The following is a 12452-nucleotide window of genomic DNA, read 5'->3' as shown; positions in this document are numbered from 1 at the left end:
GTTTATTCTGCTTCAGATACTACCGTGAAACGTGCATTTTCATGCTGTGGTTGCTCGACTTCATCCAAGATAGCAATTGCATAATCAGCATAACTAACGTAGCTATCGCCCTTCGCGTTCACAAGCAAATGATCCTTACCTAGTTGATACTCACCTGTACGCTTCCCGTTTGGATTGAAGAAGGCAGATGGACTTACAAATGTCCAACGAAGGTCTGAAGCACTCATCAAGTCCTCTAGGTTCTTCCCTTGGTTCAACGCTGTTGCCTTATACTCTTCTGGGAAGTTTGGTGCGTCTATCAAACGCAATGTTTTTGCCTCATCTACGTAAAGACTGCCCGCTCCACCTACGACGATAAGGCGAGTGTTAGGCGCGCCCTTCAATGCAGAGATGAGTACACGCCCTGCTTCAACATGGAGGTGCTCTTGCCCAGGTGCCGCCCCAAATGCATTTACGACCACATCGAATGCGCTCAGATCTTGCGCAGTCAATTGGAACATATCTCGCTCCAACACAGCTAGATCTGGATTTGTAATTTTAGTCGCATAGCGAACGATAGCCGTTACTTGATGCCCTCTGGATACTGCCTCCTGTGCGATAAATGTACCTGCTTTGCCGCTTGCTCCGATAATTGCGATTTTCATATGTTTTTGCCTCCTAAATAGTATTTACTAAGTGTTCTAGAATCACCATCAAACGAAACCTATACGAAAGGGATGCTATTGTTTCGATTCAGTTGTAACCAAATTAGTTACAACTAGTGTTTAAAAAAAGCGCGATTACTCTCCTGCGCTCTTTGTCTTAATTTGATTGCTCAACACTTCAACGAGCTCTTTCATCGTTACTGCCTCCAGCACACCTTCCATCGCATGCTGCGCTTTTACCAGTAAAAGCTGAAGCACAGTTTCAATGTTAGCACCGACTGGACAGGATGGATTCGGCTGATCATGCACGTGAAATAGCTTTCCTTCTTCCACGACCTCAACTGACCGATATACATCCAACAGCGTAATCTCATCCAGCTCTCGTGCGAGTGTAGCTCCACCGCTGCCAGCTCGAACATGTACAAGTCCCGCCTTCTTCAAATAACCTAGAACTCTGCGAATAATAACAGGATTCGTACCAACGCTGCCAGCGATCCACTCCGAAGTATGATGTTCATTAGGATTAATAGCCAGCAAGGACAGGATATGTACCCCGACTGAGAACCTGCTGCTAATTTGCATTACATAACACCCTTTCGTTGTAACTATTATAGTTACAACAAGATTCATTTGTCAACCTTATATGTAGTTTACCATAATCCATCCCTGCATCATCATTCTGCATTGTAGTCCATTAGCATTCTACGCGAGCTGGCAATACAGCTGTCGCAATTAACCTAACCAGTCTATGAACAATAAAAAAGGAACGAACAAAGTCGCTACTTTGTTCATTCCCTTTCTTTTCGTATACCCATATAGTAGCTTAACCACTCCATAGGCAGCTGCTTCGCTTATGTCTCAGCTTATTTCTTCGTTAAGCCCTCATAGATCGTCTTAATGTTCCATTCCATCATTTTGATGTACGTATCGCCATCTTCACCTGGCTTGCCAAGTGAATCCGTAAACACCTTACCGACGATCGGCACATCCGTTTCACGCGACACCATTTCCATACTGCGAGGATCGATGCTCGTCTCTACGAATAGAGCCGGTATTTTTCTCTCTCTAATCAAGTCAACAATGGCACTTACCTGATCTGGTGTTCCTTGATTCTCGGAGTTAATTTCCCAAATGTAGCCCGCTTGGAAATCGTATGCCTCACTAAAGTACTTAAACGCTCCTTCACTTGTAACGAGCACGCGCTGCTCCTTTGGAATCTGGTTATACTGCTTTACCGCATCCTCATGAAGCTTGTTGAGCTTTTCAATATAGTCTTTAGCGTTCTTCTCATATGTTGCCTTGTGCTCAGGATCAACCTTGATCAAGGCATCACGAGCATTCTCCGCATATTTGATACCGTTGCGAACATCGAGCCATGCATGCGGATCTTCTTCGCTCTCTTTGCCTTTTGTCGTCAAATGCTTAGCTGCTACCCCTTCGCTGAGACGGAACACGGGCGCATTTTCACCTGACTTGCCAGCCGTTTGCAGCAAGTTCTCAAACCAAGAGTTACCCGCTTCCAGATTGAGGCCGTTATAGAACACAGCGTCAGCATCAGTAGTCTTCTGTACATCGGCAGGCAATGGATCATATTCATGAGGATTGGAACCGATAGGTGCAAGACTATGTATCTCTACACGATCGCCCCCGACATTTTTAACAATGTCATACAAAATCGAATACGTTGTAATCACTTGCAGCTTACCATTATCCGATGTTTCCGCTGCTGTCTTATCTTTTGTATTACCGCAGGCTGCCAGCATAACCATGGTGAAAATAAGGACAAGTACTAGATTCCACTTTTTCATAATCTATAAACTCCTCTACTATGAAAGTTGAGCCCGCTTTTGGCGTGCTCGTACTGATTTCCACACAATTCCGTGTTTGCGAGAGAACAGAAAAGCTAGCATAAAGAATGCCGTTGCAACCATGACAATCGTAGCGCCAGACGCTAAATTGTAAGTAAAGCTGAAGTACAAGCCAACAATGGAGGACATCATTCCGAACAATCCAGCCAAGCACAGCATGACCCACAGTCGATCTGTTAGCAGATAAGCCGTTGCCGCAGGCGTGATGAGCATCGCCACAACGAGAATGATGCCTACTGTTTGCAAGGAAGCGACTGTAACGAGCGTCAGCAGCGTCATAAGCAAGTAATGAATCAGCTTATTCGGCAATCCGTACGCAGCTGCAATCGTTGGATCGAATGAGGTGAGTAGCAGTTCTTTGTAAAAGGCATATACCGTGATAAGAACGACAACTCCGATGCCTACCGTTGTCCACATATCAGAGGGACGTACAGCCAGCACATTACCGAACAAAATGTGATACAAATCCGTGCTGCTCTTTAACATCGTGACGAGGATGATCCCCAGCGCAAAAGCAGACGTGAACAATATGCCGATTGCCGTATCGTTTTTAATTCGACTATTTTGACTAACAAACCCGATGCCCACAGCCGTTAGGACGCCCGTAGCCACCGCACCGATAAAGAAATTAATGCCGAACGCGTAAGAGAGTGCGACTCCAGGCAGTACCGCGTGAGAAATGGCATCTCCCATGAGGGACATTCCTCGCAAAATAATAAAACTTCCGATTACGCCGCAAATGATACCCACAACCACCGATGTAAACAATGCCTTTTGTAAAAACTCATACTGTTGAACAGCTTGTAAAAAATCCATCATAGTGCCACCTCCGCTTCCTGTAGGAATCTTAGTTGATTGGCATAGGCTTTGGACATGACCTCTTGATTAAGGACCGCCTCAACATCGCCGTATTTGACTAACTCCTTGTTCAACAGGAGCAGCTGATCAAAGTAGTCTTTCGCTTTGCTCAAGTCATGATGGACAACGACGATTGTCTTCCCTTCCTGCTGCAGTTCCTTCAGGATGTTTACAATCGTTTCTTCACTCGATACATCAATCCCGACAAAAGGCTCGTCTAGCAGCAGCAATTCTGGCTGTTGAACCAATGCACGTGCAAGAAACACACGTTGCTGCTGTCCACCAGACAGCTCCCCGATCTGGCGATCTCGATAGTCTTCGAGTCCAACCTTCCTCAAGCATTCTAGCGCTAGAGCTTTCTCCTTCTTCCTAGGAAATTTGAATAAACCTAGGCTAGGATAAGTCCCGATCAAGACGGTATCCATCACCGTAATCGGAAACGTCCAATCGATATTGCTGCGCTGTGGCACATAAGCAATTTTCTTTCTCATTTCCTCTGGATCTTTGCCAAAAAAGCGAACCGATCCCTTATCCTTCGGAAGCAGTCCAAGTAAAGCTTTAACTAACGTAGATTTCCCCGCACCATTCGGGCCGATAATCCCCACCATGCTGCCCTGCTCGATAGAGAACGATACATCTCGTACAGCTTCATTACCGTGGTAAGAGACATGAAGTTCTTTTACTGTGATAGCCTGTTCCATACCATTTTCTCCTCTCGAAAATTTCTCACTAGCATCCGCTCTACACCATAAGTCGAGTACCATCATACCTTGTCTATCAACGTTCTATATTAATGTGGTTAACAACAAAATAGTTTGTTCTAGTTAAATAATATGCACGGATTTAAAAATGTTTCCCTTGTACAACAAATTAAACGAAGAACCTTCTTCTGTCAATCTTATTTTTCCACTTCTTGCTTTCTCAAAGCTCACCATCCTCTCCTAAAATGCATTACGCTTCTCGCTTTATAGACTTTTCGCATGCAAAAAAAGACACTTGAGCCACTCCGCCCCTCGTGTCCACTATTGTGTAATATTGACTGGTACCGTTCCTGTTCAAGAGTGGTTTAATTTGTCCTGTCCTGAGCCTAGTTTACATACACCTACATTGATCGTACTATCAAGAGCATCCAATATCTCTAAGATTCCGACTGCCGCTCTTTCGCCAACTGCTGCTCCGCGAGACGAATCAATTCACGTACCATGGAGCCGCCAATTTTGCCACCGATCAATCCTGCTGACTCCGTTGTTATTTGCCCATTGCTACCTTGTTGCAGAGGTATGCCCAGCTCTTTCGCTACTTCAAATTTCACATCATCAGGTCGATTTGGATCAACGGCATAACCTTCGTTTCTCATTACTTCTGCTTTGAAGGTTTGCAGCGCTTGTCCCACTCCTGGTACTGCGTATTGTCGATTTCTTCTTCTCGCCATGACACACTCCCCTTAATTGAGGTTCTTTGCAATAACTTGCCCAAATGGAGACAAATCATCCTTTAGGAGTGGAAAACAGATTCTGCAATAAACGTTAAACTCCATTTAACCTGACACGATGACAGAGACTGTCGAGATGAGTTGACATTTTATCAATTGAGTAGTAAAGTGATATCAAGGTTAGCGAAGGGGGATGAAAACGAAATGCGTAATAATACGATAGGATCACTAATCTGGTTACGTTTAATGCGTTTTACGAACCAGAGCAACCAGATGTCGAATGAATTTTTAAAACGATTTGATTTAACGACTGCTCAATTTGATGTATTGATACAAGTTCGCACCTACCAACCGTTGACGCAAATGGAGTTAGCCGAGAAAGTTACTGTTACACAAGGTGGCATTTCACGCATGCTCGCCCGTCTTGAAAAGGAAGGCTACATTGTCCGCAAACAAGACTGGAAGACGAAAACGATTAGCCTAACTGATAAAGCCGAAGCGCTTATGGAGCAAGTGATGCCTGAGCAGCTTGCGTTCCAAACCTCCTTCTTTGACGATGTATTAAGCGAAGAAGAACAGAAAACCCTATATGCGTTAATGTCACGCGTTCATAAACATAGCGAGAAAAAAGAAATCCCGCCAGAGTAGTACGGATTTTTTACACTATCACTTGACTAGTCAAGTTAAAAATAAGGAGGAACTGTCATGTATACGATTCCTGGACACCATCACGTTTCGATGCTAACGAAAACAGCATCCGTAAATAATCATTTTTATAAAAACATACTTGGCTTACGCCGCGTGAAAAAGACGGTCAACCAAGATAATCCGAAAATGTATCACCTCTTTTACGGAGACTTAACAGGCAGTGCGGGAACGGAACTATCATTCTTTGAAATGCCGATGGCAGGAAGGACGGTACGTGGCACAAATGCTATCACGCAAATTGGGCTGCTCGTTCCATCCTATGACAGCTTGAAATATTGGCTGGAGCGCTTGGAGCAATTCAATATTGAGCACAGCGGCATTACCACATATGCCGGACGAGATGCGATTCACTTTGAAGACCCAGATGGCTTGAGACTAATGTTGCTGAATCATAATGGTGGAGACATTCCTGGGTTCTGGTCCGCTTGGGGAGACTCCCCTGTTGAAGAGCAGCATCGGATTCTAGGACTTGGCACCGTTGAAATTACGGTACGCTACTTGGACCGATTGGCAAACTTGTTGAAAGACACGTTTGGATACGCAGAAGTATCTCGCACGGATGAGGAAGCTATTTACCAATCAGTAGCTGGGCAAGCTTTCGGTGAAATTGTTATTAAGCGATTAGATGGGCCTGTTGAGAAAAATGGCAAAGGAAGTGTCCATCACCTGGCGATTCGCGTGAACAACGAAGAGGAACTTCGCTATTGGGATGAGGCAGTGAAGCAGCGCGGATTCCAGTCCACTGGAGTTGTCGATCGCTACTACTTCAAAAGCTTATATTTCCGTGAATCGAACGGTATTTTATTTGAAATTGCAACCGATGGCCCTGGATTTACAGTGGATTCAACGGTTGAAGAACTCGGAATTCTATTAGATTTACCGCCATTTTTAGAAGACCGACGTGCAGAGATTGAAGCTGCGTTAGCACCCATAGATTGATTGACTGATAAGTAAATAAACCAACAACAAGGGAGAGATTATCCATGAAACAATATCGTATTGAGCCAGATAAAGGTGTAGAAATCGGACTATATTCGATCGGGGAACATTTACCTAACCCGCATACAGGAGAAATGATTAGCTCCCAGCAGCGGATTCATGAATTGATTGAAGCGAGTAAGCTTGCAGATGAAGCTGGGCTAGATGTATTTGCAGTCGGTGAGAGCCACCAAACTCATTTTACAACCCAAGCGCATACCGTCATTCTTGGGGCTATCGCGCAAGCTACGAAAAATATTAAAGTGGCCAGCTCAGCAACCGTATTGAGCACCTCCGATCCGGTTCGTGTGTACGAGGACTTCGCTACACTTGATCTTATCTCGAATGGTCGAGCTGAAATCGTCGCAGGTCGCGGTTCACGCGTCGGTGCTTACAGCTTGCTTGGTTATGATGTAAGAGATTACGAAGAATTGTTCGAGGAAAAAATGGAGCTTTTGATGAAGCTGAACAATGAAGATACGGTGACATGGGAAGGACAGTTCCGAGCACCATTGAAAAACGCATCTATTTTGCCACAGCCTATGAATGGCGTCTTGCCAATTTGGCGCGCAGTAGGCGGCCCTCCTGCCAGCGCGATCAAAGCTGGACATGCTGGTGTGCCTATGATGCTGACGACACTTGGCGGTCCTGCTATTAACTTCAAGCATTCCGTTGACGCGTATCGCGAGGCAGCGAAGAAGGCTGGCTTTAACCCAGCTACACTGCCAATCGCGACAACAGGATTGCTATATACAGCGAAAGATTCCCAAGATGCGCTTCGCGAATACTACCCACATATTAACGCGGGTATGCAAGCGTTGAAAGGCGGCGGCTATCCGAAGCAGCAGTTCGCGCAAGCGGTAGACCATCGTGATGCGTTAATGATCGGCAGTCCGCAGCAAATTATTGAAAAAATGCTCTACCAATATGAGCTTTATGGCAACCAACGCTTCTTGGCAGAGATCGATTTTGGCGGCGTGCCATTCGATAAGATCGCGAAAAATATTGAATTGCTCGCAACGGAGATCATTCCTGCCGTGAAGAAGCATACAGCCAAAAAATAAGGAGTGACGATCATGAAAATCGTAGGGATTGCAGGTTCCAACGTAGGAACGAAAACGAGAACAGCGATGGATGTTACACTCCAGAAAGCTCGTGATAAGTATCCAGACACAGAAATTACGCTGCTCGACCTAGCCGAATACGATATGGTCTTTAGTGATGGGCGTAATTATACGGGCTATGAAGGTGATACGAGATTCGTGACGGAGACGATTATGGCTGCGGATGCGATTATTATCGGCACACCAACGTTTCAAGCTTCCATTCCAGCGACGTTAAAAAATATATTTGATTTGCTGCCTGTCAATGGATTCCGCGATAAGGTGGTCAGTATACTTGTTACGGCTGGAACAGCGAGGCATTATCTTATGGTGGACATGCAGGTAAAACCCATTTTAGCGTATATGAAGGCACACATTGTACCCACGTATGTATTTTTAGAAGACAAAGACTTTCATCGTAAAGAAATCATTAATGACGATATTTTGTTCCGGATCGATCGGTTAGTGGAAGATACGGTACAGCTTACGGATGCTTATGCAAAAATTCGCGCGGAGAAGGATGCGGAGTACGATTTTTAAATGGGATAGGCATCGAGGGGCGCAGCTATTCAGTTCAAGGAATAATGGGAGTTATCGATATTCATATCACTTATTTTGAGAAGGGTTCAACTCTTTTGCGCTAGCATTTGCAAGCTGGCCAGAGGGGTTGAATCCTTTTCGCATCTACTTACATGGCCTGTGCATTTGATTTTCATAGATCTTTCAGTGTATGTTAGTAATATGGAACATGAAAATAATTCCATCAAATTATGAAGGGACTGGAGGAAGAAATGGAGCAGGAGCCAAAGCAGGATATAGAAAAAAAAGAAGCAGAGCAGGATCAAGAACAGGTCCAAGCAAGTGAAGCTACAACGGAACAGAAACCCGTTGATTTGCCCAAAAGAACAGACAAGAAAAAACGGAACTATTACCGTATATCCATATATATACTCATCGCACTTATTCTCGTGGGCGGCTTAGGTTTTATTTTCAAAAAACAAATTGGCCTCTTTCTATTCGATACGATCGCAGCCGGAGATATTAAAGAAACACTAGATAGATCGTATAAAACTATCGGCACTGAGCCAGTCGAGACCGAGCAAGGAACGAACACCGATCCGTTTTCTGTGCTACTGCTTGGGGTGGATGCACGTGGCGATGAACGCGGTCTCTCTGATTCGATCATTTATTCCGTTGTCCGACCAAAAGACAATAAGATCTTGCTCATTTCGATCCCAAGAGACTCTTATGTCGATCTTATCGGCATGGACGAAATTGGCATGAATGCTCTGAAAACGAAAATTAACGCAGCTCATTCTTACGGCGGCCCTAAAATGAGCGTAGCTACCGTTGAGAACTTGCTGCAGACCAAAATTAACTATTATGCATCGGTTCGATTTAATGGGTTGAAAGATTTTGTAGATGCCTTAGGTGGCGTTAAATTACCCATTACCGAGGTTATCGAAAACAAGAATCCAGTCCATATGAAGCTCCGAATCGAGCCAAATAAGCCGATTTACAACGGTGAAGATGCCCTTAACTATGTTCGATACCGTGAAGATTCGGATATGAACCGAACGATGAGACAGCGTATTTTCCTAAATGCCGTCATGGATGAAATGTTGACGCTTAAAAACATTACGAAAATACCAGAATTCATCGATATTGCAGGGGCAAACTTTACGACCAATATGAGCTCTGACTTTATCGTATCACTGGCGAAGGAATTTTTTATGAAGGATTCGCTGCCGCCGATTAGCAACTATATGATGCAAGGAAAAGGCGTGCGTACCGACTACTGGTACTATGAACTGATTCCTGAGGATGTTGAGTATACGAAGCAATTGATCACCAACTGGATGGACCCGAATACTGCTGTAGAGCAATTAATTGATCCTAAGGTGAAACAAGAAGAGTAGTTGGCATGTCGTTCATAATCGAGGTGCGTAATTGAACAAAAAAATAACGAGCATCACTTTATTGATTGCAGGGGGACTTCCTCTATTCCTATATCCATTTATCATGATGGATAATATTATGCAGTTGGCAGCCTATCCTTATGTGGAGAAAGGCTTCACGCTTGTACTGACTTACACCTTTATCTTTTTGACCAGTATATATCCGTTAACTTATATCATCTGTTTGGTTGTGTATATGATAAGGAGGAACAAGCGCAGGAGCATCATTTTCCCCTTGATTCCTATGTTTCAAATGATACTGGCCGTGGTTTTTATTTTTACTGCCCATCTGTTTAGAGTTTCGTAGAAGCGAAACCGAATCAACATTAGTTGCTCATGTACAAGTTTGCAATTGAAGGTGTTCACTATAAACTACACGCTAGCCATAGAAGAAGTCCATAGTGCAGTCAAATGACTGCTCCATGGACTTTTCTGTTTGGTATAGTAATACGTTATCCTAATGTAATTCTTCCTCAGGAATCGGTGTCGGTTCTGGCTGCGGCTGTGGCTTTTCTGTACCCTCATTACCCGCTCCAGTTTCATAACCGTTTACTTCAAAGTTATAAATGCTATCGAACTTAATATACTCTTTACGCTTTTTAAATGGACCGCGATTATTGTCGTGCTTGTCAAATGCAAATGTCAATTTGCCTTTGCCTTCTGCACGCGCATCATACCATGTCAAAAATGCATTTACCTCTGTCATCGACAAGTCGTACTCTTTCTCGGTACCGTTATCCAATGTCAAAGTTAGGATAGCTCGATCCCCCATATCTTTACCTTGGTTCGGATCCGGATCTGGTGTTGGCTCTGGCTTCGGTTCTGGTTCTACAACACCAGCCTTAGGAGTAGCTGACGCTTCATTAGAGTTCGTACTTTCTCCTGCTTGACCTACCGCAGTAACAACATAATAGTATGTTGTACCATTCGTCAAACCTTTGTCAATATAGCTAGTCTTTGTTCCATCTACTGACGCTACCGTCGTGTAAGCACCACCTGCAGTTGTTGCACGCTTCACGTTATACTTCGTTGCGCCTTTTACACTGTCCCAGTTCAATGTTACTTGTGCATCACCTGCTGTTGCAATCAGGTTCATAGGTGCTTCTGTCGGTGGTAGCTCACTCTTACCAAAGACGTTCCACTCTTTAACCCACATTCCTCTGATCATGACAGTCTGAACATTCTTTACTGGAGATGGAAGTGTTTCAACTTTATCATTTAAGCTTACCTTATGTGTGTACAACAAGTTATCATCTTTATCATAGAACTCAACAACTAAACCAGTACTTCCATTAGCAATTACGGAAGAGATTTCTTTAGGAGAGTTAAAGGTATACCAACCCATACCTCCTCCAACGTTGTCTTCAGTCTTTATATTATTATCTGTCATTTTCTTACTAGTGGACTTTACCTCGCCGTATTTCGTTCCTATTTTTATCGGAAGCATATCCAACAATCCACCTGTATATTTAGTCGCAGTCGGTTTTATTGGCGCTTCTGGAGATTCTGTTCTGCCTGCTTCATTTTTCGCTACTACAACATAATAGTACATTGTATCATTGTTAACCGTAGTATCTATAAATGTTAAACCTTTTACATCCGAGGCAACGAGTGTTGAGTAAGGGCCTCCAGAGGATGTACCACGTCTTACATCATACGATTTTGCACCAACATGAACCCAATCCAAACTTACAGCCTTATCACCTGCTTGAATCCAATCAATTCTTGTCGCAGATGGCGGTGTTGATGGTTGGCCAAATACATTAAATTCCTTTACCCATATTCCGCTTCCGCGCAATACAACCATCGATACATTTTTTACGGGCGTTTCTAATGACTGAATTCCAGTTTGATTGTTTATCTTCGTGTATGTAGATAATAGATTTTGATTTACATCATAGAATTCTACCGTTTGATTATCACTTCCGTTAAAAATTACTGCGGAAATCTCTTGAGGTGTTGCAAAAGTATGCCAAACTGCACCATGCCCTTTATTCTCTTCAGAAGTTTCATCGTTATCTGTCATTTTTTTACTCTTTAGTTGTGACTCTCCTATTTTCGAACCTACACTTAACGTTATTCCATCCAGTAAACCACCTGTATACTTCGTTGCAGTAGGCTTAATAAACCTTTGTGGAGAATCTATTCCACCTGCTTCATTTTTCGCTACTACAATATAATAGTATGTAGTACCATTATTAACTGTGTTATCTGTATATGTTGTGCCTGTTACATCGGATGCTACGATTGTTGAGTACGGTCCTCCAGAGGATGTGCTGCGTTTTACATCATACGATTTTGCCCCGACATTAGCCCAATCCAAGCTTACGACTTTATCACCTGCTTGAATCCAATCAATTCTTGTCGCAGATGGCGGTGTTGATGGTTTGCTAAATACATTAAATTCCTTTACCCATATTCCGCTTCCACGCAATACAACCATCGATACATTTTTTACGGGCGTTTCTAAAGACTGAACCCCCGTTTGACTGTTTATCTTCGTGTACGAAGATAATAGATTTTGACCAGCATCATAGAATTCTACCGTTTGATTTTCGCTTCCATTTACAATAACTGCAGAAATTTCTTGAGGTGTTGCGAAACTATGCCACACTACAACATTTCCTTTATTCTCTTCTGTAGATTCATTATTATCTGTCATTTTTGTAGAAGTTTTACCAAGAGTTCCTACTGCAGGACCTACATTTAATTGAACTCCATCTAGCAACCCACCTGTATACTTGCTTTGCGCAGATACAGGAGCAACGCTTAATAATGTCATTAACATAACAAGTGTCAAGAATGATACAACTGACTTCTTCACGACAATTCCCCCACTATTGATAATATATTCATATGTTCATTTAATTGTGACAATATGATACTATAGCACAACTGTATCT

At 43.3% G+C, this 12452-nt stretch carries 12 protein-coding genes; 5 read left to right on the top strand and 7 right to left on the bottom strand.

Translation table 11 applies throughout. From position 1 onward, the window contains the following. Window positions 1–2: 2 nt before the first annotated feature. The 6 genes from IFO66_RS06445 to IFO66_RS06420 all read right to left on the bottom strand — a co-directional run bounded on the left by IFO66_RS06445 (window position 3) and on the right by IFO66_RS06420 (window position 4802). Window positions 3–644, bottom strand: a complete 642-nt coding sequence (locus IFO66_RS06445) for an NAD(P)-dependent oxidoreductase (RefSeq protein WP_192024360.1) — start codon at window positions 642–644, stop codon at window positions 3–5. A 135-nt stretch (window positions 645–779) separates the two neighbouring features. After that, complete coding sequence (locus IFO66_RS06440) at window positions 780–1226, bottom strand: Rrf2 family transcriptional regulator (protein ID WP_192024359.1); 447 nt, start codon at window positions 1224–1226, stop codon at window positions 780–782. Between the two features lie 281 nt (window positions 1227–1507). Continuing rightward, a complete protein-coding gene (locus tag IFO66_RS06435; protein ID WP_192024358.1) occupies window positions 1508–2452 on the bottom strand; it encodes a metal ABC transporter substrate-binding protein in 945 nt (314 codons plus the stop codon). A gap of 18 nt (window positions 2453–2470) precedes the next feature. Then, on the bottom strand, window positions 2471–3328 hold the full coding sequence (locus IFO66_RS06430; RefSeq protein ID WP_144992775.1) for a metal ABC transporter permease: 858 nt from the start codon (window positions 3326–3328) through the stop codon (window positions 2471–2473). Then, window positions 3328–4071 (bottom strand): metal ABC transporter ATP-binding protein, encoded by a 744-nt coding sequence (locus IFO66_RS06425; protein ID WP_192024357.1) that lies wholly within the window; start codon window positions 4069–4071, stop codon window positions 3328–3330. Before IFO66_RS06425 ends, IFO66_RS06430 begins: the two co-directional genes overlap by 1 nt. A 437-nt stretch (window positions 4072–4508) precedes the next feature. Beyond that, entirely contained in the window at window positions 4509–4802 is a 294-nt protein-coding gene (locus tag IFO66_RS06420) for an alpha/beta-type small acid-soluble spore protein (RefSeq protein WP_192024356.1), read from the bottom strand. Window positions 4803–5006: 204 nt separating this feature from the next. Between IFO66_RS06420 and IFO66_RS06415 the strand changes: the two genes are divergently transcribed. The 5 genes from IFO66_RS06415 (at window position 5007) to IFO66_RS06395 (ending at window position 9510) form a co-directional block, all read left to right on the top strand. After that, the gene (locus tag IFO66_RS06415) at window positions 5007–5450 is read left to right on the top strand and encodes a MarR family winged helix-turn-helix transcriptional regulator (protein ID WP_192024355.1); all 444 of its coding nucleotides are present in this window, start codon (window positions 5007–5009) and stop codon (window positions 5448–5450) included. A 57-nt stretch (window positions 5451–5507) separates the two neighbouring features. Next, a complete protein-coding gene (locus IFO66_RS06410) occupies window positions 5508–6449 on the top strand; it encodes a ring-cleaving dioxygenase (RefSeq protein ID WP_192024354.1) in 942 nt (313 codons plus the stop codon). A 44-nt stretch (window positions 6450–6493) separates the two neighbouring features. After that, window positions 6494–7552, top strand: coding sequence for an LLM class flavin-dependent oxidoreductase (locus IFO66_RS06405; RefSeq protein ID WP_192024353.1), 1059 nt, complete (start codon window positions 6494–6496; stop codon window positions 7550–7552). A gap of 12 nt (window positions 7553–7564) precedes the next feature. After that, the gene (locus IFO66_RS06400) at window positions 7565–8131 is read left to right on the top strand and encodes an NADPH-dependent FMN reductase (protein ID WP_192024352.1); all 567 of its coding nucleotides are present in this window, start codon (window positions 7565–7567) and stop codon (window positions 8129–8131) included. A 251-nt stretch (window positions 8132–8382) separates the two neighbouring features. Then, on the top strand, window positions 8383–9510 hold the full coding sequence (locus IFO66_RS06395; RefSeq protein ID WP_192024351.1) for an LCP family protein: 1128 nt from the start codon (window positions 8383–8385) through the stop codon (window positions 9508–9510). 496 nt (window positions 9511–10006) lie between these two features. Here the strand turns inward: IFO66_RS06395 and IFO66_RS06390 are convergent, their stop codons facing one another. Next, on the bottom strand, window positions 10007–12373 hold the full coding sequence (locus IFO66_RS06390) for a fibronectin type III domain-containing protein (protein WP_337912585.1): 2367 nt from the start codon (window positions 12371–12373) through the stop codon (window positions 10007–10009). Between the last annotated feature and the right edge of the window lie 79 nt (window positions 12374–12452).

The sequence above is a fragment of the Paenibacillus arenosi genome (assembly GCF_014841135.1).
GTDB lineage: Bacteria > Bacillota > Bacilli > Paenibacillales > Paenibacillaceae > Paenibacillus_B > Paenibacillus_B arenosi.
The sequence above is the reverse complement of the archived record's forward strand: the minus strand, read 5'-3'. Positions and strand labels throughout refer to the sequence as shown.